A 21,649-nucleotide genomic window follows, 5' to 3' on the forward strand; every position below is an offset into this window, starting at 1 on the left:
CGTTGCGGCGCGGCCCACCGGCCCGCCGGCGCAGACCCGAGGAGTTCCCGTGTCACGCACCATTCTTCAGCCGGGGCAGATCGAAGCCGCCGCCAACATTCCCCCGCACCTGCACCAGCCGTCGCGCGACCTGTTCGCCCGCCGCGGCGAGCGTCTGCTGCAACTGGCCGAGGGGCACCCGATGGGCGACTACCTGCGGCTGGTCGCCGGTCTCTGCCGGCTCCAGCAGGCGCTGCTGGACAACCCGCCGACCCTGGCCCCGCTCGACCCCGAGCGCCTGCGCAAGAGCCGCGAGCACGGCATGCCGCCGCTGGCCTACGACCTGCTGGTGCGCGAAGGCGCCTGGCTGCCCTGGCTGGATGCCCTGCTCGCGGGCTACCCGGCACCGGCCAACGCCGCCGTCGGCGCGGCACTCGAACAATTGCGCGAAGCCGACGAAGGCCAGCGCAAGGCCTGGGCCATCGCCTTGCTCAGCGGTCAGTTCGACCTCCTGCCGGCGGCCCTGGTGCCGTTCCTCGGCGCCGCCCTGCAGGTAGCCTGGAGCCATTGGCTGCTGGGACTGGAGGAGGGCGCGGTGGTCGAGACCGAGAGCCGGACCCTGTGCCCCGCCTGCGGCTCGCCGCCGATGGCCGGGATGATCCGCCAGGGCGGCAAGGAAACCGGTCTGCGCTACCTGAGCTGCTCGCTGTGCGCCTGCGAATGGCACTACGTGCGGATCAAGTGCAGCCACTGCGAGGAAAGCAAGCACCTGGCCTACCTGTCCCTGGAGCATGACGGGCAGCCGGCGGAAAAAGCCGTGCTGCGCGCCGAGACCTGCCCCAGTTGCCAGGGCTACCTGAAGCAGTTCTACCTGGAGTTCGACCGCCACGCCGATGCCCTTGCCGACGACCTGGCCAGCCTGGCGCTGGACATGCGCCTGGCCGAGGACGGCTACCTGCGGCGTTCGCCGAACCTGTTGCTGGCCCCCGGCGGCGAATAGCCGAAGACGCTGCGGGCATGCGCCGACGCGTCTATGATGGGCGTGTCGGTGACCCTACCCTGTGGATAAGGTTTCTCCATGAGTTCCGTTCGCTTGCCTTCGGTCGACCGCCTGCTGCGCAGCGCGGCGGCCGCTCCCCTGCACCAGCGCTACGGCCGCGAGGCGTTGCTGGCGACCCTCCGCGACCTGCTCGACGAACTGCGCGAGCCGGCCCGACGCGGTGTCCTCGCCGAGATCGAACTGAGCGAGGCGGTGCTCGCCGGGCGCGCCGGCGAACGCCTCGCCGCGCAGCATGCCAGCCGCGTGCGGCGGGTGTTCAACCTGACCGGCACGGTGTTGCATACCAACCTCGGCCGCGCCCTGCTGCCGGACGAGGCCATCGAGGCGATCACCCTGGCCGCGCGCTACCCGCTGAACCTGGAGTTCGACCTGGCCAGCGGCAAGCGCGGCGACCGCGACGACCTGATCGCCGGGCTGATCCGCGAACTCACCGGCGCCGAGGCAGTCACCGTGGTCAACAACAACGCGGCGGCGGTGCTGCTGGCGCTGAACAGCCTGGGGGCGCGCAAGGAAGGGATCATCTCGCGCGGCGAGCTGATCGAGATCGGCGGTGCCTTCCGCATTCCCGACATCATGGCCCGCGCCGGCGTGCGCTTGCACGAGGTGGGCACCACCAACCGCACCCACGCCAGGGACTACGAAGCCGCCATCGGCCCGCGCAGCGGCCTGCTGATGCGCGTGCATACCAGCAACTACAGCGTCCAGGGCTTCACCGCCAGCGTGCCCACCGCGCAACTGGCGGCCATCGCCCATGGCCATGGCCTGCCGCTGCTGGAAGACCTCGGCAGCGGCACCCTGGTGGACCTGACCCGCTGGGGCTTGCCCAAGGAACCGACGGTGCAGGAAGCCCTGGCCGACGGCGCCGACATCGTTACCTTCAGCGGCGACAAATTGCTCGGCGGGCCCCAGGCCGGGCTGATCCTCGGCAACCGAGAACTGATCGGGCGGATCAAGAAGAACCCGCTCAAGCGCGCTCTGCGCGTCGACAAGCTGACCCTCGCCGCCCTCGAGGCGGTGCTCGGCCTGTACCGCGATCCGGACCGCCTCGCCGAACGCCTGACCACCCTGCGCCTGCTCAGCCGCCCGGCGGCGGAGATCCGCGCCCAGGCCGAGCGTCTGGCGCCGGCGTTGGGCGAGGCGCTCGGCGAGGGCTGGGAGGTCGCCGTGGTCGACGCCCTGGGCATGATCGGCAGCGGCGCGCAGCCGGTGGCGCGGCTGGCCAGCGCCGCGCTGTGCCTGCGTCCGCGGCAGCCCAGGCGCCTGCGCGGACGCGCCCTGCGCAACCTCGAGGAAGCCCTGCGCGGGCTGCCGCTGCCGGTGATCGGTCGGCTCGAGGACGACGCCCTCTGGCTCGATCTGCGCCAGCTCGACGACGAGCCGGCGTTCCTCGCCCAGTTGCCGCGACTGCGGAGCGAGCTGTCGTGATCGTCGGCACCGCCGGGCACATCGACCACGGCAAGACCTCGCTGCTGCGCGCCCTCACCGGCATCGAGGGCGACCGCCGCCCGGCCGAGCGCCAACGCGGGATCACCATCGACCTGGGCTATCTCTACGCCGACCTTGGCGACGGCAGCCCCACCGGCTTCATCGACGTGCCCGGCCACGAGCGCTTCGTCCACAACATGCTGGCCGGCGCCAGCGGCATCGATTGCGTGCTGCTGGTGGTGGCCGCCGACGACGGCCTGATGCCGCAGACCCGCGAGCACCTGGCGATCGTCGAACTGCTCGGTATCCGCCGGGCGCTGGTGGCGCTGACCAAGATCGACCGGGTCGAGCCGCAGCGGGTGCAACAGGTGCAGACCCAGGTCGAACACCTGCTGGCCTCCGGACCGCTGGCGCGCTCGCCGATCTTCCCGCTCTCCAGCAGCACCGGGGAGGGCGTCGCGGCGTTGCGCGAAGCACTCGGCGGGCTCGCCGGCGAAGTCCGCGAGCGTAGCCGCGAGGGATACTTCCGCCTGGCGGTGGACCGGGCCTTCAGCGTCGCCGGCAGCGGCATCGTGGTCACCGGCACGGCCTTCTCCGGACAGGTCGCGGTGGGCGACGAACTGCTCCTCGGCAACGCCGGACGGCCGGTGCGTGTGCGCGGCCTGCACGCGCAGAACCGGCCCGCGCAACAGGCCTGGGCCGGCCAGCGCGTGGCCCTGAACATCGCCGGCGAGCGCCTCGCGCTGGAACAGATCCAGCGCGGCGACTGGCTGCTGCAGGCCGCGCTGCACGCGCCGACCACGCGGGTCGACATCGACTTCCGCCTGTTGCCCGACGAACTCCGCGACTTCACCCACTGGACCCCGGTGCACCTGCACCTGGGCACCCAGGACGTCACCGGGCGCCTGGCCCTGCTCGAAGGCGAACAACTGGAGCCTGGCCACCGCGCCTTCGCCCAACTGGTGCTGAACGCGCCGATCCAGGCCCTGCACGGCGACCGCCTGGTGCTGCGCGACCAGTCGGCGCAGCGCACCCTTGGCGGCGGGCGGGTGCTCGACGGCGCCGCGCCGGCGCGCAACCGACGAACGCCGGCACGCCTGGCGCAGCTCCAGGCGCTGCGCCAGGAAAGCCTGGAGGAGGCGCTGCCGACCTTGCTCGGCGCGGCCGAGAACGGCCTCGACCCGCAACGCCTGGTGCAATCCTTCAACCGCCCGCGCGAGCACTGGCGGCTGCCGGAAGAGGTGGTCGAGGTGCAGACCCGCCTCGGCCCCCGGTTGTTCGCCGGGGAGCGCTGGTTCGCCCTGGTCGAGCAACTGCTCGCCGGCCTGCGGCGCTTCCACGAAGAGCTACCGGACGAACTCGGTCCCGACCGCGACCGCCTGCGTCGCTACGCCCTGCCGCAGCTGGAGCGGCCGGTGTTCATCGCCCTGCTCGACGCCGCCCTGGCCGGCGGCGATGTGCACAGCAGCGGGCCCTGGCTGCACCTGCCCGGCCACGAAGTGCGCCTGAGCGATAGCGAGGAGCAACTGCGCGCGCGCCTCTGGCCGCTGCTCGAAGCCGGCCGCTACGACCCGCCCTGGGTTCGCGACCTGGCCCGCGAGCTGCGCCAGGACGAAGCCGCCATGCGCAACCTGCTGCGCAAGCTGGCGCGCCTGGGCCAGTTGCAGCAGGTGGTGCGCGACCTGTTCTACCCGGAAGCCACCCTGCGTCAATTGGCCGAGATCGCTGTGCAGGTGCGCGACCCCGCCGGGCTGATCCGCCCGGCGGAATTCCGCGACCGCCTGGGCATCGGCCGCAAGCGCAGCATCCAGATCCTCGAGCACTTCGACCGCATCGGCCTGACCCGCCGCATCGGCAACGACCGTCGCCTGCGCGAGGGCTCGGCGCTGGCCGAACAGTTGCTCGGCGGCGTCTCGCCCTGAGTCTCAGGGGCCGACGCGCTGCCCCTGGCTCAGGCACTCGATGAACAGCGCGAACAGTTCCGACTGCGAGCCGACTTCCAGCTTGGTGTAGAGATTCTTCCGGTGCATGCGCACGGTCTCCGGGGAGATGTCCATCAGCCGCGCGCTGGATTTCGCCGAGTGGCCGCTGAGCAGCAGGTGGCAGGCTTCGCGTTCGCGGTCGGTGAGCACGCCGCGACCGAAGCCGCGCAGCACTTCCTGAAGGCGCGGGGCGAGGTCGGCCTGCGGGTTCGGCGAGAGGTTGGCGCGCCCGGCGCAGAACTGCCGGGCCAGCTCCAGCACCGGCGGCGCCAGGCCGGCGAGGGCGGCGACCTGGGCGTCGCTGTAGCGGCTCGCCGAAAGGCCGTTGTAGAGACAGATCGAGAGCTTCTCGGTGGGGCCGAGGTCGAGGATGTAGTAGACGTCCTCCACCGCTCCGGCGCCGAGGTAGTAGGTCTGGTAGTAGGCGCTCTGGAAGAAGTCGTCGGGGGCGATCTCGCCGAGGGTGTAGAAGCCTTCCGGAAGGCCTTCCTCCACCGCCAGGCAGAAAGGGTCGAGCAGGTAGCCGCGGGAGAAGTAGCGGCGGATGATCGCCTCGCGGAAGCGCTCGGCGATGCCGCGCTCGTAGAGCAGGGTGGGCGCGTGGCCCTTGCGTTCCAGGCTGATCATGCTCGACTCGATCGGCACCAACTGGTGGATGGCGTCGACCAGCGCGGCGAGGAAGTCGGGTTGGCGCAGGCGCCGGATCGCCAGCGCCAGGTGTTCGTGCCAGCGGTCGAGCGCGTTCGGGGCGATGGCCTGCATGGACGGTACGGCTCGTTCTTGTCGTTGTCGCCGCAGGATAGCAAGCCGCGTCGGCCGCACCCAGCGCTTACCCCAAAATGGGGTATGGCCCGCCGCGCGGTGCTCTTGCACCCTCGGAGCATCCATCCGAGAAGAGCGACAGCCCGATGAACGCAAGACTGCACGCCACGTCCCCCCTCGGCGACGCCGACCTGGTCCGTGCCGACCAGGCCCACTACATGCACGGCTACCACGTGTTCGACGACCACCGCGTCAACGGCTCGCTGAACATCGCCGCCGGCGACGGCGCCTATATCTACGACACCGCCGGCAACCGCTACCTCGACGCGGTGGGCGGCATGTGGTGCACCAACATCGGCCTGGGGCGCGAGGAAATGGCTCGCACCGTGGCCGAGCAGACCCGCCTGCTGGCCTATTCCAATCCCTTCTGCGACATGGCCAACCCGCGCGCCATCGAACTCTGCCGCAAGCTCGCCGAGCTGGCCCCCGGCGACCTCGACCACGTGTTCCTCACCACCGGCGGTTCCACCGCCGTGGACACCGCGATCCGCCTCATGCACTACTACCAGAACTGCCGCGGCAAGCGCGCCAAGAAGCACGTCATCACGCGGATCAACGCCTACCACGGCTCGACCTTCCTCGGCATGTCGCTGGGCGGCAAGAGCGCCGACCGGCCGGCCGAGTTCGACTTCCTCGACGAGCGCATCCACCACCTCGCCTGTCCCTATTACTACCGCGCTCCGGAAGGGCTGGGCGAAGCCGAGTTCCTCGATGGCCTGGTGGACGAGTTCGAACGCAAGATCCTCGAACTGGGCGCCGACCGGGTGGGGGCGTTCATCTCCGAGCCGGTGTTCGGCTCCGGCGGCGTGATCGTCCCGCCCGCGGGCTACCACAGGCGGATGTGGGAGCTGTGCCAGCGCTACGACGTGCTGTACATCTCCGACGAAGTGGTGACCTCCTTCGGCCGCCTCGGCCACTTCTTCGCCAGCCAGGCGGTGTTCGGCGTACAGCCGGACATCATCCTCACCGCCAAGGGCCTCACCTCCGGCTACCAGCCGCTGGGCGCGTGCATCTTCTCCCGGCGCATCTGGGAGGTGATCGCCGAGCCGGACAAGGGCCGCTGCTTCAGCCATGGTTTCACCTACTCCGGCCACCCGGTGGCCTGCGCGGCGGCGCTGAAGAACATCGAGATCATCGAGCGCGAGGGCTTGCTCGCCCACGCCGACGAGGTCGGCCGCTACTTCGAGGAGCGCCTGCAAAGCCTCCGCGACCTGCCCATCGTCGGCGACGTGCGCGGGATGCGCTTCATGGCCTGTGTCGAGTTCGTCGCCGACAAGGCGAGCAAGGCGCTGTTTCCGGAAAGCCTGAACATCGGCGAGTGGGTCCACCTGCGGGCGCAGAAGCGCGGCCTGCTGGTTCGTCCGATCGTCCACCTGAACGTGATGTCGCCGCCGCTGATCCTCACCCGCGAACAGGTCGATACCGTGGTCCGGGTGCTGCGCGAGAGCATCGAGGAAACCGTGGAGGATCTTGTCCGCGCCGGTCACCGGTAAGCGCCGGGGCGCCGCCGGCGCCCCACCCGAACATTCAGGAGAATCCCAATGGACGACAACAAGAACAAGGTCCTGCGGTTGCGCGATGTGGTGCTCTACACGGTCTCGGCGATGCTCTTCATGGACCAGATCGCCCTGGCTTCCTCCCTCGGTCCGTCGAGCCTGTTCTGGTGGCTCTACGTGCTGGTCCTGCTGTTCCTGCCGATGGCCATGATGACCTCCGAGCTGGGCACCGCCTTCCCCGCCAACGGCGGCGTCTACCACTGGGTGCGCAGCGCCTTCGGCTTCCGCTGGGGGGCCCGGGTGTCATGGATGTACTGGGTCAACAACGCACTGTGGATGCCTTCGGTCTACACCCTGTTCGGCAGCATGCTCGGCGCCTTCTATTTCCCCGAGCTGAGCCTCTGGGGCAAGATCGCCATCGGCATCGCCCTGGCGCTGCTCACCGCGGCGTTCAACGTGGTCGCGCTGCGCCTGGGCAAGTGGCTGCCGAACCTCGGCGCGCTGCTCAAGCTGCTCGCGGTGCTCGCCCTGGGCGTCGGCGGCCTGCACTTCGGCTGGAACCATGGCTTCGCCAACGACTTCAGCCTGGACTCCATCGTCCCGTCCTCGCCGGGCCAGATGGCCGCGCTGGGAGTGATGGTCTATGGCATCATGGGGACCGAGCTGGCCTGTTGCAGCGCCGCGGAGATGCGCAACGCGCGCCGCGACATCCCGCGCGCGGTGCTGATCTCCGGGCTGATCGTCGGCGCCTTCAACATCTTCGGCACCCTCGGCGTGCTGGCCGCGGTACCGGCCGAGGAAACCGACGTCACCCGGATCTTCGCCCATACCCTCTACAACATCTACGGCCACGACGGCGCCGGCGGGATGCTCGCCGACCTGGTCGGCGCCTTCGTCCTGTTCACCCTCTTCACCAACATGGTCACCTGGAGCATGGGCACCAACCGTGCCGCGGTGGAAGCGGCCAAGGCCGGCGAGCTGCCGGCGCTGTTCGGCGTGGTCCATTCGCGCCACGGCACGCCGATCGGCTCGGCGGTGCTGGCCTCGGCGGTGAGCATCGTCCTGCTGCTGCTCTACGGCCTGGTGGCGCACACTGCCGAGGAACTGTTCTGGACCCTGCTGTCGATCTTCGCCATGGTTTTCATGATGCCCTATGTGCTGATGTGCCTGGCCTTCGTCCGCCTGCGCCGCGCCGACCCGCGTCCACGGCCCTACCGGATGCCGCTGGGCGACCGCCTGGCCAGTCTCTGGGCGCTGTTCGTCGCGCTGCATGTGCTGGCCGGCATCTGCCTGTTCGTCGTCACCCCCGGCGCGCCGATGGACTGGGCCTACGCCGGCAAGATCGTCGGCGGCGTGGCGCTGGCCCTGGCCGTGGGCGAACTGCTGATCCGCCAGGCGGCGCGAAGGCGCGGCGTGATGTCGCTGCGCGGTGCCTACGGTTGAGGAGCGGCCCTGTCGCAACACCGCCTATGGAGTTAATGTGCCGTTAACGCCCTTGGTGGGTAATGGGTCGCAGCGCAACACGGAGAAGGTCGTCATGTCCGAACGAGAGCACTGGCAACGGGTATACGAGAGCAAGCCGTCCGACGCGGTGAGCTGGTTCCAGGCCGAGGCCACGCTGTCTCTCGACCTGATCCGACGCATCGGCGCGCCCCGCGAGGCGGCGATCATCGATGTCGGCGGCGGCGCCTCGACCCTGGTCGACGGCCTGCTCGCCGAAGGCTTCGGCGACCTGACGGTGCTCGACCTTTCCGACGCCGCCCTGCGTGTCGCCCGCAACCGCCTCGGCGCGCGCGGCGAAGAGGTGCGCTGGATCGCCGGCGACATTACCGGCGTCGACCTGCCGGAAGCCACCTATGATGTCTGGCACGACCGCGCCGTGTTCCACTTCCTTACCACTGCCGAAGCCCGCCGCGCCTACGTGCGCCAGGTGATGAAGGCGGTCCGCCACGGCGGCCACGTGATCGTCGCCACCTTCGCCGCCGACGGCCCGACCGAATGCAGCGGCCTGCCAGTCATGCGCTACGACGCCGACGAACTGCACGCCGAGTTCGGCTCCGCCTTCCAGCTCACCGAGCACCGCGACGAACACCACGTCACTCCCGCCGGCCGGGTCCAGCACTTCGTCTACTGCCATTGCCTGAAACGCCTGTGAAGTGCTCCGAGGCTGGGCTACGCTCTGCTCGCCCGGCCATGCGAACGACTTTCCATGACATCCGGCATTTCTTCTTCGGACCCCGGCCTGATAAGCTCCCGTCTCGAGGAAAACCTCTTGCAAATCAAAGAGGAAGGCAATCACGCCCGGTGGCGTGGCCGGACTTCAAATCCGGTGGGGGACGGCAGCCGTTCCTGGGTGGGTTCGACTCCCACTGCCTTCCGCCAATTCTCCGCTCGCTTTCGGCGGCCATCGTGTCTCACAGGATCAAGCGTCTATCTCGGTCCGTTCCAGCAGAAGCAGCGTCTCACCCGTCCCCGTCGTCTCCCTGACCAGCGCTCCCCGCTCATTCCAAAACGCACTCCTGCCCGCCGCCTTCCAGCCACCCGTCGGCCCGCCATGGTTGGCCAGCAGCACGCCCATTCCGTGCTCGCGGGCATAACCGGCCAGTAGGGCCGAGTCGGCCGGGTAGCCGTTTTCTCCGATCAGCGCGCTGGCGATGTAGAGGCGAGCGCCGGCACGGGCGGCGTGGGCCGGGTGGCTGGGTTGGCTGAAGTCGGCGCAGACCGCCAACGCCATCGGCAGGCCGTCGATCTCCAGCAGGGGGCCGCCGTCGCCGGCTGAGAAGTGGCGTTCCTCGCCCGCGTGCAGGTGCTGCTTGGCATAGACGCCGAGGCTGCCGTCGGCGCCGAGGATCAGGGCGGCGATCAGCGGCTTGGCATGCTTCGGCGAGCGCAGCGGCAGGCCGACCACCGTGGTCATCCGTGCCTGCTCGGCGAGCTGGCGCAGCGGTTGCAGCAGGGGCGTGTCCGCCGGCTGGGCGAGGGCGGCGGCAGCGCTGGGTTCGTAGCCGGTGAGCGACAGTTCGGGAAACACCAGCAGGCGCACGCCCCGTGCCTGGGCGATACGCATCAGGCGCAGGTGGTCGTCGAGGTTGCGTGGCAGGTCGGCGGGGTGGGCGCAGCTCTGGGCGGCGGCGATCAGCGTCATGGGGCTGTCTCGGGTATGGATGGCACAAATTCGCCAGTAGAGCCGAAGGCAGCATTTCCGGGAAGAGGCGATTAGCGGCTGCGCTACGTTTGGCTGGGGAGGGCGCTTTCGTCGCCGCGAAGCCGTAAGATAACGCGCTTCATGGCGCGCCCGACGGACGGGTGCGCACGCTTGCCTCGGGAGAACAGGGATGGCCGAGATCAATCCGCTTTCAACGGACCTGCAACAGCAACTGGCGGAGCTGCAGGCACAGGGGCTCGCCTTGCTTGGCGTCGCCGCGGACGAGACGCCGGCGCAGATCGTCGCCGCCGTCACCGACTACGTGCGCGATGCGAGGGAGCAGGGGCGCAGCCTCGACGACGAGGCGGTCTTCGCCCTCGGCGCGCTGATCGGCGCGCAGTACGTGCGTGGCCTCGGCTGGCACTGGGGCGACGTGACCTGGGACGGCGACCCGGACAGCGCCGCCGTCGGCGTGCTCAGCCCCGACGAATCGCTGTTCAACAACCCCATCGGCTGGGTAAGCCAGATCGCCGAAAGCGGCGGCGGGGTGCCGTTCATGCTCAGCTACAACATGATCCTGGCCAACCAGGTGCCGCTGTTCGAGCGGGGCAGCGCCACCGGTCTCTATTGAGCATGCAGGCGGATCGCCGCGACGCGCCGGCGCATCCCGCCAGGCGGGGCCGACAACCTGAACGGCCGGCGTCAGGCGCCGCGACCCGCCGAGCAGCGCCAACCGGCGAACGAGGTGCGGGTGACCGTGGTGGAACAGACGCTGCCTCTGAGAAACCGCGCCTGCGGCGCTTTCCAGGAAGGCAGCCTGGAACGACGCGACTGCCGAGCCCATATCGGGCTGCAATTCCGCGATTGAGTGGGCTGCGGGTTCGCGACTCGGCTGGCCTTCCTGGGAACACTTCTGAGGTTTTCGCATGACGGATCTTGAACACGCGGTGGAAAGCAACCGACGCGCCTGGGACGCGTCCGCCGACAGTCACCTGCGTGGCAGCGGCTGGCAGGAATTGTCGCTGGCGGTACAGGAAACCGGCTTCAGTTGCCTGGACGAGACCCTGGCTGGCGTGCTGCGCAATCTGGACCTGGCCGGCAAGGCGGCGGTCCAGGTCGGCTGCAACAACGGCCGGGAAGTGCTTTCGCTGTACGCCTTCGGCGTCGCGCGGGCGGTGGGGATCGACCAGTCCGCCGCCTTCCTCGCCCAGGCGCGGCAACTGGCCGAGCGCTCGCCGCATCAGCCGCGTTTCGTCGAAGCCAATGCCTACGAGCTGCCGGCCGAGCTGAACGGTCAGTTCGACCTGCTGCTGATCACCATCGGTGTGCTCAACTGGATGCCCGACATCGCGCGCTTCTTCGCCTCGGTGAGCGGCCTGCTGAAGCCGGGCGGGCAATTGGCGATCTATGAAACCCACCCGTTCCTGGAGATGCTCGAACCCGAGTCGGAGCGACCGTTCGAACTGCGCAACGACTACTTCACCGACACGCCCCACGTATCCCGGGAGGCCATCGTCTACGAAGGCAGCGGCAGCGATACCGGCATCGCCAGCTACTGGTACGTCCACCCGCTCGGCGACATCCTCGGCGGGCTGCTCGGCGCCGGCCTGCGCCTGAGTCACTTCAAGGAGTACCCGCACTCGAATCGCGAGGAACTCTACGACCTCTACGAGGACGGACCGCTGGCGATCCCGATGTGCTACACGCTGGTCGCGGTCAAGGCATGACCTGCGTCGAGGCCGGGCGAGGCGCGCCGCTGCGTGTGGTGGTGGTCGGCACCAGCGGGGCCGGGAAGTCGACCTTCTCCGCCGCGCTGGCCGCCAGGCTGGGTTGTACGCATGTCGAACTCGACCGACTCTACTGGGGCCCCGGCTGGCAAGCCGTGCCCCACGAACGCTTCGAGCACGCAGTGGAGCGGGCGACGACGGCGCCGCGCTGGGTCGCCGACGGCAACTACAGCGCCGTCCGCGAGTTGCTCTGGGGCCGCGCCACCCATGTGGTATGGCTGAATTTCGGGCGCTGGACGGTGTTCTCCCGGGTCCTTCGCCGCACCCTGGCCCGGGGCCTGCTGCGCACCCGCCTGTCCCACGGCAACCGTGAATCGCTGCGGATGGCGTTCTGCTCCAGGGATTCGATCCTGCTCTGGTCATGGACCACCTTCGCAGGCAACCGCCGCAAATACACCGGCCTGCGCGAGGATCCGCGGTTCGCGCATTTGCGCTGGGTGGAGGTTGGCGAGCCGGGGAGGGTGGGGGAGGTGATCGAGAGGTTGGTGGAAGCCGTGCTCGCACAGTCGCAGTAGTGAGCGAAGCACGCTATCCGCCTCAGTCCTGGGGCTTGCTTACCCGGCTGCGCAGCGACTCGAAATAGGCTGTATCGGCGGGGCCGCCTGGCGTCGATTCCGCGCCGGCGACCAGCGTTTCACGCAGTTCCCTGGCGTGCATTTCGCGTTCTCCCCTTACCAGGCCACTCTGTATCATTGGGTGCCGCGTCGCCGCCAGCGCCCGGCCGAGAATCCTTGCGACGACCTCGTCCTTGCCACGGGTATAGGCCTCGCGGTCGGTGGGGTAGCGGCGTGCCAGAGTGTGCTTGGTTTCGGCGTAGAGGCGGGCGTCGTCGGGGTGGTTGCGCAGCCAGTCGCGGAACAGCAGGTAGCGGTCGGCCTGGGCCAGGGGCATGACATGGACATGGTGGGTGCGGCCATGGCCGAAGGGCGGCATGCCTTTGACGAAGAACATCCGCTGGGTGTTCGGGTTCTCGCGCCAGAACTGGTAGCCGAGGCCCTCCAGCGGGGCTACCAGCCGCTGCGGATCGTGGCCGGGCGGCGGCAGCAGGAGGATGTCGATGATCGGCTTGGCGTCGAGCCCGGGCACCGCGGTGCTGCCGACATGCTCGATGCCCAGCCCGGGCAGCGCCAGTGCCGTGCGGATGGCCTCGGCTTCGGCGGCGAAGCGTTGTGGCCAGGCGGGGTCGGCGGGCAGCACCTCGATGCGGTCGTCGTCGGCGTTGCTCCAGCGTTGGCCGTCGAAGCGGGGCGGTTGGGGTGAGGACATGGCGGACTCCGGGGATATGCGGGAGATTGGCGGCGATGGGGAGCTGGGGTAGGGCGAATAACGCCAGCGGCGTTATCCGCCTTCCGCGAGCGGGGTGCGGGTAAAACCCGGGAGTCTCAGACGTCCAGCGCCTGCACCCCTGGATGCTGCGGATCGAACCCATCCAGGCGCATGCGCTCGGCGAATGCCTCCCGCGCCGCGTCTCCCTGGAGAAACGCGCTCCGCGCCGAGGCCCAGTCGTCCGGTTGCAGCCGTACCATCCAGCCCTCGCCGTAGCAATCCCGGTTGATCAGCGCCGGGCGCTTGACCACCGCCGGGTTGCTCGCCAGCAGGGTCCCGGCCAACGGGCTGCGGGCCGAGGAGGCAGCCTTGGCGAACTCGACCACGCCGAAGCTGCGGTCGCGTTCGATGTGCCAGCCGTCGCGCTTGGGGGTGAAGGCGAAGATTTCGCCATACAGCGCGCAGCCGTAGGCGCTCAGGCCCAGGGTCAGGCTGCCGTCGACTTCCTCGCGCAACCACAGGTTGTAGTCCGGGGCGTAGAACAGCCCGTCGGGGAACTCCAGGCCGTGCAGGTTCGCGCTCATAGGGTCAGCACCCGCTCGGATTCGAGGATCAGCCGTGCCAGTTCGCCGCCGCTGGAGATTTCGTCGAGTTCCTCGATCAGTTCGCTTTCGTCGATGTTCACCCCGGGTTGGCGGCACATCAGCAGGCGCGCGCCGGCCTCGCGGGCCTGGCGGATGAAGTGGCGCAGCGGCTCGCCGCCGTCCAGCGCGCGCAACTGGTCGGCGACGGCGCGGCGGGCCAACTGCACGCCTTCGCCGCTGAGGAACAGGGTCACCTCGGCGTCCATGCAGGCCAGCAGGGTGGCGGTGTGGAAGGGCGCGGCGCAGCGGGCCGGGGTGCTCGGGCCGCTGGAGACGATGATGAGGACGCGCTGGGCGTGGGTGTCAGGGTTCAAGGGGCTTGTCCATCTGGATCAGCGCCACGCGCCGGCCGTCCGGATCGTGGCGTTCGGCGATGGCGCGCGGCTGGTAGCCGAGCTGGGTATAGAGCAGCAGCCCGGCGGCGTTGGCGTTGAAGCAGGAAATCTTCATCAGGCGCGCTTTGTACTGTTCGCGGGCGAGGTTTTCCATGACCCCGATCAGGTAGCGGGCCACGCCCAGACCGCGCGCGGCGGGCGCCACCATCATGTTGCCGAGGGCGCAGAAGTCGCCGTGCTGCCACTGGTAGAAGTTGGCGAAGCCGAGCACCTGTCCGTCGTGCACGGCCACGGTGCTGCCGCGGCGTTCGGCGATGGCGGCGGCCAGCTGGGCGACGCTGAACGGCCAGATCGCCTTGGGGTAGCAATAGAAGAGTTCGTCGCGGTCCTGGGGGAAGCCGGCGACCGTCTCCAGGTCACCGGTCTCCGCCGGGCGGTGGCTGAGCTGCATGTCAGCGCGGCGGGTATTGCGACATGACTTTCTGCACCGTCTCGCGGATCGCCTGCTCGCGCTCGGCCGGGCTCGGCGGGCTGGTGCGCATGATCTGCTCGCCGCTGCCGCGCCAGACCAGCTTGCCGTCCTTGCCGTCGAACAGGTCGACCTGGAGGGTGGCAACCTTGTAATTCACGGTGCGCGTCTCGGCCATCGCCGGGCCGCCCCAGTATCCTCCCCAGTAGCCGCCCCAGTAACCGCCGCCGTAGTTGGTGGTGATCTGGTCCTGGCGATCGTCGACGATCAGGTAGGCGCGCACCGTGACGTCGCCCCTGGCGTTGCCCTGGGCCGGACGCAGGCCGCGCTGGTCGAGCTGCTGGGCGACGGCTTCGCGGATGCGTTGCTCGGTGAGGTCGCTCTTGATGCGTGGGTCGTCGGGGCGGTATTCGAAGGCGGGTTGCGACCAGCTCCAGCTACGGTAGGCGGCGAAGTCGCGGGAGCTGTCGAAGTCGCGGTCGAGCTGGGTGGTTTCGCAGGCTGCGAGGCTGAGGAGCAGGCCGAGCAGCAGGATTCGGCGGATCATGGTTTTTCTCCAGTCAGAGTTCACATCCAAGCTCAGCGCCGGATGAAAGGCAAGAGGAAACGCGGGTTTGAAGCGTCTCCACAAGTAACGTTGGCGAGCACCCGCCCTATAGGGCGCGACGGGAGAATGAAATGAATCGAAGTATTGCGATCCTGCTGCTGGGCCTGTCGCTGACCGGCTGCGTCGAGGCACGCTCGGTGGTACCGGCGGATGGCCCGGGCCCGCTGCTGGTGGCCCATCGCGCCGGCACCGCGGACTACCCGGAGAACACCCTGCTGGCGATCCGCAAGGCGCTGGACAACGGCGCCGACGCGCTATGGTTGTCGGTGCAGTTGAGCGCCGATGGCCATCCGGTGCTCTATCGCCCCGCTGACCTGGCGGTCCTGACCCAGGGCGCCGGCGCGGTCGGCCAGTCGAGCCTGGCCGAGCTGGCGCGCTTGAACGCCGGCTATATGTTCAAGGCCGAGGACGGCAGCTATCCCTACCGCCAGAAGCCGCTGCGGATTCCTACGCTGCGCCAGGCGCTGCGGGCGATCCCGCCGCAGGTGCCGGTGTTCCTCGACATGAAGTCGCTGCCGGTGGAGCCGCTGGTCGATGCCGTGGCCGGCGAGCTGGAGCGGCAGAAGGCCTGGTCGCGGGTGCGTTTCTATTCCACCGAGAAGGCCGCCAACGACTACCTGACGCAGCGCTACGCGGACCGCGCGCGACAGTTCGAAAGCCGCGATGCGACGCGCAACCGCCTGGTCGGCCTGGCCTTCGGCGAGCGCTGCGAGGCACCGCCGGCCGGCGGCACCTGGATGGGCATCGAGCTGCGCCGCGAACTGACGGTGACCGAGCGCTTCACCCTTGGCGAGTCTTCCTACAAGGTGCCGGCGGCGCAGTTGTGGACGCGCAAAGCGATGGACTGCGTGCGCCGCGAGCCGGTGAAGGTGGTGATGTTCGGCATCGAGACCGCCGAGGACTACCGCACCGCGCGCGCCCTGGGCGCCGACGCGGTGATGAGCAACTCGCCCAGGAAGATGGAGGCGATCCGCCGCCGGGTGCTCGCCGATCAGCCCGGCGGGTAGCTCGACAGCGCCCGTTTCACCGCTTCGCGCAGGGCCTTGGCCTGTTCGCTGGCGGAGTCGCCGGAGTCGAACTCGGCGCTGTTGCCCCACACCGGCTGGCCGCTGCGGGCGTCGTTCAGCTCGACGCGGACCACGGTGACCTGCACGGTGTAGCTGCGGGTCACCGGGTAGCTGGCGCCATAGCCGTACCAGGGATCGCGCCAGCCGCCGTAGTTGCCGTAGTAGCCGCCGTAGTAGTCGGTGACCTGGCGGGTGCGCAGTTCGTTGCGCAGGAACGCGCTGACCTGCAGGTCGGCCGCGCTGCCCGGCCGCGCCGGGCGCAGGCCGCGCTGGTCGAGCTGCTGGCTGACGGCGTCGCGCAACTGGTTGTCGTCCAGGCCCTGGGGAAAGCCGCTGACCCCGGCGGCGGCCCAGCTCCAGCTACGGTAGCGGGCGTAGTCGCGCGGCGCCGCCGGATAGGCCCCGGGATCGAGGCCGGGATTGGCCGCGGCGGCCGGCTGCGGCGGGTAGGGCAGGGAGCTGGCACGGTAGGGATTGTCGCCCTGGCAGGCACCGAGGGCGGCCAGGCTGGCGAGTAACGGTAGGATCAACAGTCGCGATTGCATGCTCGACGCTCCGTGGCCGCGCTACGTCGGCGGCCCTTGCAGGCTCAGACTGCATTCTGCGCCTTTCATTGCGGGCGGCACAGCCAGTGCAGGTAGCGGCCAAGCCCGGCAAAGGCCGGGTGGCGGCGGTAGGCCAGTTCCATTTCCACCAGGTCGAGCCGTTCGGCCTTGGCCTGGAACTCGCTCGGCATGTAGTCGTGGAACACCCGCACGCCGCTGCGCGCCTCGATGCGCCAACGCGCTGCCAGCGCCTGTTCCAGCTCGCGCGGGTCGAGCGGGCGCTGCGGGGTCAGGCTCTGCCCCTCGCCAGCGAAGCGTTCCTTGCGCAGCTTGCGGAAGTGGCCCTTGAGCAGGTTGCGGTAGATCAGCGCGTCGCGATTGTAGAAGGCCAGCGACAGCCAGCCGCCGGGTGCGCAGAGTTGGTGCAGCACCGGCAGGATCGCATGGGGTTCGGCCAGCCACTCGAGCACGGCGTGGCAGAGCACCAGGTCGTAGGGCTCGGTGAGCTGGCCGAGCAGTTCCTGCCAGGGCGCCTGGATGAATTCGGCGGCCTGCCCGGCTTCGGCGAAGCGCTGGCGGGCGCCGTCGAGCATGGGTTGCGCTGGCTCGGCGAGGGTTACGCGGTGGCCGCGAGCGGCCAGCCAGAGCGACATGTGGCCGAGCCCGGCGCCGATGTCGAGGACCCGCAGAGGTCGCTCCGGGAGGGCCTCGGCGAGGTCGGCCTGGAGTACCGCGAGGCGGATCGCACCCTTGGCGCCGCCATAGATCTTTTCGGCGAAGCGCGTCGCCAGTTCGTCGAAATGGCGGTCGCTCATGGCAGGAAGCGCCGTTCGCAGTCGGCCAGCTTGGCGCGCACCACCTGTTCCAGGTCGAGGCCGGTTTCCCCGCAGAACAGCAGCAGATAAAGGACGATGTCGCCAACTTCCTGGCCAGCGTGTTCGAGCTGCTCGGCCGACAGCGTGCGCGACTGGTCTTCCGTCAGCCACTGGAAGATCTCCACCAGTTCGGCCATCTCGACGCTGGCGGCCATGGCCAGGTTCTTCGGGCTGTGGAATTGGCGCCAGTCGTTGCGGTCGCGGATGGCGTGCAGGCGCGCGGTGAGTTCGTGCAGGTCCATGGGGGATTCTTCGCGGTGGCGGTAAGCAGCCGCATAGCTTCGGGCTTTGCGCCCGAAGCTTCAAGGCATGGCGGACCGGCGTCAGCCCTGTAGCCGGCTCCAATGCCCGGCCATGTGCGGCAGGTCGTCCTTGCCGCGCAGGCTGAACTGGCCGTCCGCCGCCGCCGCGCTGGCCAGGAGGGTGAGGCTGGCCGGCAGCAGCACTGGCTTCTGGAAGCGCACCTCGACCCGATAGCCCGAGGCTGGCAGTCGCTCGCCGAGGGCGGCCAGGCTGCGAGCCTTGTTCCACAGGCCGTGGGCGATGGCGCGGGGAAAGCCGAACAGCTTGGCGCTGGGCGCCGACAGGTGGATCGGGTTGTAGTCGCCGGCGGCACGGGCATAGCGCCGGCCGATGTCGGCGGGCGCCTTCCAGTTGTCGACCGGCTCCAGCGGCAGCGGCTCCTGCTCGGCTTTCGGCGGAATTTCGCCGGGCACCTTGACGCCGCGGCAGAGCACCTTGCTGTCGCCGACCCAGAGCAGGCCAAGCTGGTCTTCCAGGCGGGTGACGATGCTGAAGGTGGCGCCCTTGTCGTGCGGTTGCAGGTTTTCCACCGCGACGCTCACGGTGAACGGGCCGAGGCCGCCGAGCGCGCGCAGCACGTCGATGCGGTTCTCCAGGTGGACCAGGCCGAGCAGCGGGAAGGGGAAGCGCTTGTCGGTGAGCAGCGCCATCTGCAGCGGGAAGGCGAGGATGTGCGGGTAGGTCGGCGGCAGCAGGCCGTCGTCGCGGAAGCCGCAGACCTGGCGGTAGCGCTCGAGGTGCTTCGGGTCCACCGTGACCTGGCTGCGCAGGCCGCGCTCGGGCAGGGCCTTGCCGCGGATGCCGCGGCGCAGTGCGGCGCGCAGGAACAGGCCGGGCAGGGCGGGTGGGGCGGGCAGGTCGAGCCAGGCGGTGGGCATTGGACATCTCCTCGAAATAGGTGGCTGTCAGCTTAGTCGAGCACCCGCAGCAGGCATTGGCCGCCTGGCCGACGCCGCTGGCAGGGCGGTCAATCGGCTCCGGGATGCGTCTGCATCGAGATTTTCGACCACGCCGGCGGCTAGTCGATCTGAGGGTTTTTCCGTCATGCGGGATGGGTTATTTCTATGGCCTCTCCTTGAGAGGGGATGGCAAAGCTGCCTAAGATGGGCCCGCCCCATGGATAACTAGAAAAAACACCATGCGTGATCTGACCGACGATGTAGCGCTGATGCGCCCGGTGATCGACGCCCTGCGCGCCAGCGGCTGCGATCCGGACCGGGTCCTGGTCCGTGTCGGGCTGCCGCCGGGTGGCCTGCCGGCCGGCCGTTTCCCCCATTCCGCACAGAACCTGTTCTGGAAGGCCGCCGCCGACGAGTGCGGCGAAGAGCATGTCGGCCTGCACCTGGCCGAGCACCTGCCGGCGTTCCACGGCCTGCTCCTGGAATACCTGTTCCTCTCCAGCGATACCTTCGGCGCCGGCCTGCGCCATTCCCTGCGCTACGTACGCCTGCTGTCCGACACCCTGCAGGCGCAACTGGAGGTGGAGGGCGAGCGCGCGGTGCTGTCGCTGGGCGAATCGCCGGCGATCAACCGCCACTTCCCGGAAATGCTCGCCGGCGCGGTGATCCGCCTGTTCGGCGCGCTCACCGAGGGCGAGTTCAAGCCGCTGGAAGTGCAACTGATGAACGAAACCGGCGCGCCGATGGAGCGCTACCGTGCGGTCTACGGCTGCCCGACGATCCTCGGCATGCCGCGCTACGCGCTGGTATTCGATGCCGCGGTGCTGGACAAACCCTCGCGCCACGCCGCCCCGGAACTGCTGCGCATGCACGAGTCGCTGGCGCGCCGGCAACTGGCCGAGGTGGAGCGCCTGGACCTGGTGCGCCAGGTCCGCGAACTGATCGGCGAGTTGCTGGTGGACGGAGGCGCCACCCTGGAGCAGGTCGCCGCGCGCCTCGGCATGCCGGCCCGACGTCTGCGCGAACGCCTGGCGATGGCCGGGGTGCGCTTCAACGACCTGGTCACCGACTACCGCTGCCGACTGGCCAAGGAACTGCTGCTGAAGACCGACGAGCGCATCGAAGTGATCGTCGAACGCACCGGGTTTTCCGAGCCGAGCACCTTCTATCGCGCGTTCAAGCGCTGGGTCGGCGAGACGCCGGTGGAGTTCCGCCGGCGCGGGCAGCAGGGGCGCGGGTAGGGCCTGTCCGAAGGGGCTACCGGTGGTTTCCCGGTGCAGGGCCAGATAACGCCGTTGGCGTTATCCGCCCTACCGGGTCGGCGTCCTGTTGCCGGGGAGTCAGGGGCCGCCTCAGGCCCCCAGCAGGCTCTGCCCGCACACCCTCAGCACCTGGCCGCTGACCGCGCCGGACGACGGCTGGGCGAACCAGGCCACCGTTTCGGCGACGTCCTGCGGCAGGCCGCCCTGGCTCATGGAGTTCATCCGCCGGCCGGCCTCGCGGATGGTCAGCGGAATGGCGGCGGTCATCTGCGTCTCGATGAAGCCCGGCGCCACCGCGTTGATGGTGATGCCGCGCTTGCCCAGCGCCGGCGCCCAGGCCTGGGCCAGGCCGATCAGGCCGGCCTTGCTCACCGCGTAGTTGCTCTGCCCGAGGTTGCCGGCGATGCCGCTGATCGACGCCAGCAACACCACCCGGCCGTTGTCATGCAGCTTGCCGCCGTCGAGCAGGGCCTGGGTCAGCACCTGCGGGGCATTGAGGTTGACGTTGATCACCGAGTTCCAGAAGTCGCTGCTCATCTTCGCCAGGGTCTTGTCGCGAGTGATCCCGGCGTTGTGCACGACGATATCGACGCCCTCCGGCAGCGCCTCCACCAGTTGCTGCCCGGCGTCCGCGGCGCAGATGTCGAGGGCCACGGCACGGCCGCCGAGGCGCGCGGCGAGGCCTTCGAGGGCCTCCCTGGCCGGCGGCACGTCGAGCAGCACCACTTCCGCGCCGTCGCGCGCCAGGGTTTCCGCGATGGCCGCGCCAATGCCGCGGGCGGCGCCGGTGACCAGTGCGCGCTGGCCGGCCAGCGGCTTGCTCCAGTCGTGGACCTGGGCGCTGTTGGCGGCAAGACGGATCACCTGGCCGGAGACGTAGGCGCTCTTCGGCGAGAGGAAGAAGCGCAGCGCGCCTTCCAGTTGGTCCTCGGCGCCCTTGCCGACGTACAGCAACTGCACGTTGCCGCCGCGACGGATTTCCTTGCCCAGGGAGCGGGTGAAACCTTCCAGGCTGCGTTGCACGCTGGCGGTGACCGGGTCCTTGAGAGACTCGGGGGGGCGTCCGAGGACCACCACCTTCGGGCACTTGTCGAGGCCCTTGAGCACCGGCTGGAAGAAGTCGCGCAGCGCCACCAACTGCTCGAAGCGGGTCAGGCCGCTGGCGTCGAACAGCACCGCCTTGGCCCGCGGGCTGTGCTCGGCGGTCCAGCGCGGCAGCTCGAACTGTCCGTCGACGGCGGCGAACACCGCGTCGGTCAGCTTGCCGGCGAAGGGCAGCACGGCCTCGGCCAGCGCGCCGCTCCCGCCGATCACCAGCGGGCCGTCCACCGGCCGCACCCGGCCGGCCTGCCAGCGCTCCAGGCGCAGCGGGGAGGGAAGGCCGACGGCGCCAACCAGGCGGCGGCCGACGGGGGAGTTGGCGAAGGCGATGTAACGATCGGTCATGGAACGGGCTCCCGGTGGAAAGGCTCCAAGGCTGAAGGTGGATTCCGCCGGCCAACGATGCCGAGGGAACGCGGGTAACAGTGTGGACAACTCTACGCAGCCACCTGTTCGCCGCAATTGACCGCGCTGACCGGGATAACGGCAGGGCGGCCAATGCGACGCGACCGGCTAAGGTTAGCCTGTGCGCCACTGACCGCTCAGTTAACGGGTCGAGCCTCGGCTCGGCGTAAACGAT

At 69.4% G+C, this 21,649-nt stretch carries 23 protein-coding genes and 1 tRNA gene; 12 read left to right on the forward strand and 12 right to left on the reverse strand.

Features of this window, described 5'->3' with window-relative positions; all coding sequences use genetic code 11:
* Nucleotides 1–49 precede the first annotated feature (49 nt).
* From fdhE to selB, 3 genes are all read left to right on the forward strand, one after another.
* Nucleotides 50–979, forward strand: a complete 930-nt coding sequence (gene fdhE / locus FHW81_RS10905) for a formate dehydrogenase accessory protein FdhE (protein WP_023097018.1) — start codon at nucleotides 50–52, stop codon at nucleotides 977–979.
* Nucleotides 980–1,057: 78 nt separating this feature from the next.
* Nucleotides 1,058–2,464, forward strand: coding sequence for an L-seryl-tRNA(Sec) selenium transferase (gene selA, locus FHW81_RS10910; protein ID WP_031628326.1), 1,407 nt, complete (start codon nucleotides 1,058–1,060; stop codon nucleotides 2,462–2,464).
* Entirely contained in the window at nucleotides 2,461–4,386 is a 1,926-nt protein-coding gene (gene selB, locus FHW81_RS10915; RefSeq protein WP_003457223.1) for a selenocysteine-specific translation elongation factor, read from the forward strand. Before selA ends, selB begins: the two co-directional genes overlap by 4 nt.
* 3 nt (nucleotides 4,387–4,389) lie before the next feature.
* Here the strand turns inward: selB and FHW81_RS10920 are convergent, their stop codons facing one another.
* Nucleotides 4,390–5,073, reverse strand: a complete 684-nt coding sequence (locus FHW81_RS10920; RefSeq protein WP_073650767.1) for a helix-turn-helix transcriptional regulator — start codon at nucleotides 5,071–5,073, stop codon at nucleotides 4,390–4,392.
* A gap of 281 nt (nucleotides 5,074–5,354) precedes the next feature.
* Between FHW81_RS10920 and FHW81_RS10925 the strand changes: the two genes are divergently transcribed.
* The 4 genes from FHW81_RS10925 (at nucleotide 5,355) to FHW81_RS10940 (ending at nucleotide 9,146) form a co-directional block, all read left to right on the forward strand.
* Nucleotides 5,355–6,761, forward strand: a complete 1,407-nt coding sequence (locus FHW81_RS10925) for an aminotransferase (protein ID WP_003114627.1) — start codon at nucleotides 5,355–5,357, stop codon at nucleotides 6,759–6,761.
* Between the two features lie 48 nt (nucleotides 6,762–6,809).
* Entirely contained in the window at nucleotides 6,810–8,207 is a 1,398-nt protein-coding gene (locus FHW81_RS10930; RefSeq protein ID WP_003102289.1) for an APC family permease, read from the forward strand.
* A 94-nt stretch (nucleotides 8,208–8,301) separates the two neighbouring features.
* The gene (locus tag FHW81_RS10935) at nucleotides 8,302–8,919 is read left to right on the forward strand and encodes a class I SAM-dependent methyltransferase (protein WP_003095305.1); all 618 of its coding nucleotides are present in this window, start codon (nucleotides 8,302–8,304) and stop codon (nucleotides 8,917–8,919) included.
* Nucleotides 8,920–9,050: 131 nt separating this feature from the next.
* A tRNA-Sec gene (locus tag FHW81_RS10940) sits at nucleotides 9,051–9,146 on the forward strand.
* 40 nt (nucleotides 9,147–9,186) lie between these two features.
* Here FHW81_RS10940 and FHW81_RS10945 read toward each other — a convergent pair.
* Complete coding sequence (locus tag FHW81_RS10945) at nucleotides 9,187–9,909, reverse strand: carbon-nitrogen hydrolase family protein (RefSeq protein ID WP_003102286.1); 723 nt, start codon at nucleotides 9,907–9,909, stop codon at nucleotides 9,187–9,189.
* A gap of 262 nt (nucleotides 9,910–10,171) precedes the next feature.
* Here FHW81_RS10945 and FHW81_RS10950 point away from each other — a divergent pair, with 262 nt between their 5' ends.
* The 3 genes from FHW81_RS10950 (at nucleotide 10,172) to FHW81_RS10960 (ending at nucleotide 12,211) form a co-directional block, all read left to right on the forward strand.
* On the forward strand, nucleotides 10,172–10,540 hold the full coding sequence (locus FHW81_RS10950; RefSeq protein WP_003121092.1) for a hypothetical protein: 369 nt from the start codon (nucleotides 10,172–10,174) through the stop codon (nucleotides 10,538–10,540).
* Nucleotides 10,541–10,835: 295 nt separating this feature from the next.
* A complete protein-coding gene (locus FHW81_RS10955; protein ID WP_003095295.1) occupies nucleotides 10,836–11,636 on the forward strand; it encodes a class I SAM-dependent methyltransferase in 801 nt (266 codons plus the stop codon).
* Nucleotides 11,606–12,211 carry an AAA family ATPase gene (locus tag FHW81_RS10960; protein ID WP_196496113.1) on the forward strand — a complete coding sequence of 202 codons (606 nt, stop codon included), beginning with the start codon at nucleotides 11,606–11,608 and terminating at the stop codon, nucleotides 12,209–12,211. The genes FHW81_RS10955 and FHW81_RS10960 overlap by 31 nt, the downstream gene beginning before the upstream one ends.
* A 22-nt stretch (nucleotides 12,212–12,233) precedes the next feature.
* Here FHW81_RS10960 and FHW81_RS10965 read toward each other — a convergent pair whose 3' ends face one another.
* From FHW81_RS10965 to FHW81_RS10985, 5 genes are all read right to left on the reverse strand, one after another.
* The gene (locus FHW81_RS10965; RefSeq protein ID WP_003457214.1) at nucleotides 12,234–12,962 is read right to left on the reverse strand and encodes a GrpB family protein; all 729 of its coding nucleotides are present in this window, start codon (nucleotides 12,960–12,962) and stop codon (nucleotides 12,234–12,236) included.
* Between the two features lie 116 nt (nucleotides 12,963–13,078).
* On the reverse strand, nucleotides 13,079–13,546 hold the full coding sequence (locus tag FHW81_RS10970; protein ID WP_003121090.1) for a glycine cleavage system protein H: 468 nt from the start codon (nucleotides 13,544–13,546) through the stop codon (nucleotides 13,079–13,081).
* The gene (locus tag FHW81_RS10975) at nucleotides 13,543–13,920 is read right to left on the reverse strand and encodes a DsrE family protein (protein ID WP_003095286.1); all 378 of its coding nucleotides are present in this window, start codon (nucleotides 13,918–13,920) and stop codon (nucleotides 13,543–13,545) included. Before FHW81_RS10975 ends, FHW81_RS10970 begins: the two co-directional genes overlap by 4 nt.
* A complete protein-coding gene (locus tag FHW81_RS10980) occupies nucleotides 13,910–14,392 on the reverse strand; it encodes a GNAT family N-acetyltransferase (RefSeq protein ID WP_003111411.1) in 483 nt (160 codons plus the stop codon). The genes FHW81_RS10975 and FHW81_RS10980 overlap by 11 nt, the downstream gene beginning before the upstream one ends.
* 1 nt (nucleotide 14,393) lies before the next feature.
* Nucleotides 14,394–14,957, reverse strand: a complete 564-nt coding sequence (locus FHW81_RS10985; RefSeq protein WP_003095282.1) for a DUF4136 domain-containing protein — start codon at nucleotides 14,955–14,957, stop codon at nucleotides 14,394–14,396.
* A gap of 131 nt (nucleotides 14,958–15,088) precedes the next feature.
* Here FHW81_RS10985 and FHW81_RS10990 point away from each other — a divergent pair, with 131 nt between their 5' ends.
* A complete protein-coding gene (locus FHW81_RS10990; protein ID WP_003102260.1) occupies nucleotides 15,089–16,024 on the forward strand; it encodes a glycerophosphodiester phosphodiesterase family protein in 936 nt (311 codons plus the stop codon).
* Here the strand turns inward: FHW81_RS10990 and FHW81_RS10995 are convergent.
* The 4 genes from FHW81_RS10995 to FHW81_RS11010 form a co-directional block, all read right to left on the reverse strand.
* On the reverse strand, nucleotides 16,009–16,629 hold the full coding sequence (locus FHW81_RS10995; RefSeq protein WP_019726931.1) for a DUF4136 domain-containing protein: 621 nt from the start codon (nucleotides 16,627–16,629) through the stop codon (nucleotides 16,009–16,011). The two genes, FHW81_RS10990 and FHW81_RS10995, sit on opposite strands and share 16 nt — an antisense overlap.
* A gap of 65 nt (nucleotides 16,630–16,694) precedes the next feature.
* Complete coding sequence (locus tag FHW81_RS11000) at nucleotides 16,695–17,444, reverse strand: methyltransferase domain-containing protein (protein ID WP_003111303.1); 750 nt, start codon at nucleotides 17,442–17,444, stop codon at nucleotides 16,695–16,697.
* Nucleotides 17,441–17,746, reverse strand: a complete 306-nt coding sequence (locus FHW81_RS11005) for a nucleotide pyrophosphohydrolase (RefSeq protein ID WP_003102255.1) — start codon at nucleotides 17,744–17,746, stop codon at nucleotides 17,441–17,443. The genes FHW81_RS11000 and FHW81_RS11005 overlap by 4 nt, the downstream gene beginning before the upstream one ends.
* An 81-nt stretch (nucleotides 17,747–17,827) precedes the next feature.
* Nucleotides 17,828–18,685, reverse strand: coding sequence for a MaoC family dehydratase (locus tag FHW81_RS11010; protein ID WP_003095272.1), 858 nt, complete (start codon nucleotides 18,683–18,685; stop codon nucleotides 17,828–17,830).
* A 260-nt stretch (nucleotides 18,686–18,945) separates the two neighbouring features.
* On the opposite strand from FHW81_RS11010, the gene FHW81_RS11015 reads away from it, so the two are divergent.
* Nucleotides 18,946–19,947 (forward strand): AraC family transcriptional regulator, encoded by a 1,002-nt coding sequence (locus tag FHW81_RS11015; RefSeq protein ID WP_003095270.1) that lies wholly within the window; start codon nucleotides 18,946–18,948, stop codon nucleotides 19,945–19,947.
* A 111-nt stretch (nucleotides 19,948–20,058) separates the two neighbouring features.
* Here the strand turns inward: FHW81_RS11015 and FHW81_RS11020 are convergent, their stop codons facing one another.
* Complete coding sequence (locus FHW81_RS11020; RefSeq protein ID WP_003112919.1) at nucleotides 20,059–21,414, reverse strand: 3-oxoacyl-ACP reductase; 1,356 nt, start codon at nucleotides 21,412–21,414, stop codon at nucleotides 20,059–20,061.
* Nucleotides 21,415–21,649: the final 235 nt, after the last annotated feature.

The organism is Pseudomonas sp. RC10-4-2 (assembly GCF_050433085.1).
Classification (GTDB): domain Bacteria; phylum Pseudomonadota; class Gammaproteobacteria; order Pseudomonadales; family Pseudomonadaceae; genus Pseudomonas; species Pseudomonas aeruginosa.

Coding starts and splice junctions, on each gene's coding strand:
- FHW81_RS10925 (WP_003114627.1), top strand. CDS start 5,355: ATGAACGCAAGACTGCACGCCACGTCCCCCCTCGGCGACGCCGACCTG.
- FHW81_RS11020 (WP_003112919.1), bottom strand. CDS start 21,414: ATGACCGATCGTTACATCGCCTTCGCCAACTCCCCCGTCGGCCGCCGC.
- FHW81_RS11015 (WP_003095270.1), top strand. CDS start 18,946: ATGCGTGATCTGACCGACGATGTAGCGCTGATGCGCCCGGTGATCGAC.
- FHW81_RS10930 (WP_003102289.1), top strand. CDS start 6,810: ATGGACGACAACAAGAACAAGGTCCTGCGGTTGCGCGATGTGGTGCTC.
- FHW81_RS10920 (WP_073650767.1), bottom strand. CDS start 5,073: ATGATCAGCCTGGAACGCAAGGGCCACGCGCCCACCCTGCTCTACGAG.
- FHW81_RS10970 (WP_003121090.1), bottom strand. CDS start 13,546: ATGAGCGCGAACCTGCACGGCCTGGAGTTCCCCGACGGGCTGTTCTAC.
- FHW81_RS10945 (WP_003102286.1), bottom strand. CDS start 9,909: ATGACGCTGATCGCCGCCGCCCAGAGCTGCGCCCACCCCGCCGACCTG.
- FHW81_RS10955 (WP_003095295.1), top strand. CDS start 10,836: ATGACGGATCTTGAACACGCGGTGGAAAGCAACCGACGCGCCTGGGAC.
- FHW81_RS11010 (WP_003095272.1), bottom strand. CDS start 18,685: ATGCCCACCGCCTGGCTCGACCTGCCCGCCCCACCCGCCCTGCCCGGC.
- FHW81_RS10990 (WP_003102260.1), top strand. CDS start 15,089: ATGAATCGAAGTATTGCGATCCTGCTGCTGGGCCTGTCGCTGACCGGC.
- FHW81_RS10965 (WP_003457214.1), bottom strand. CDS start 12,962: ATGTCCTCACCCCAACCGCCCCGCTTCGACGGCCAACGCTGGAGCAAC.
- FHW81_RS11005 (WP_003102255.1), bottom strand. CDS start 17,746: ATGGACCTGCACGAACTCACCGCGCGCCTGCACGCCATCCGCGACCGC.
- FHW81_RS11000 (WP_003111303.1), bottom strand. CDS start 17,444: ATGAGCGACCGCCATTTCGACGAACTGGCGACGCGCTTCGCCGAAAAG.
- FHW81_RS10935 (WP_003095305.1), top strand. CDS start 8,302: ATGTCCGAACGAGAGCACTGGCAACGGGTATACGAGAGCAAGCCGTCC.
- selA (WP_031628326.1), top strand. CDS start 1,058: ATGAGTTCCGTTCGCTTGCCTTCGGTCGACCGCCTGCTGCGCAGCGCG.
- FHW81_RS10995 (WP_019726931.1), bottom strand. CDS start 16,629: ATGCAATCGCGACTGTTGATCCTACCGTTACTCGCCAGCCTGGCCGCC.
- FHW81_RS10980 (WP_003111411.1), bottom strand. CDS start 14,392: ATGCAGCTCAGCCACCGCCCGGCGGAGACCGGTGACCTGGAGACGGTC.
- FHW81_RS10985 (WP_003095282.1), bottom strand. CDS start 14,957: ATGATCCGCCGAATCCTGCTGCTCGGCCTGCTCCTCAGCCTCGCAGCC.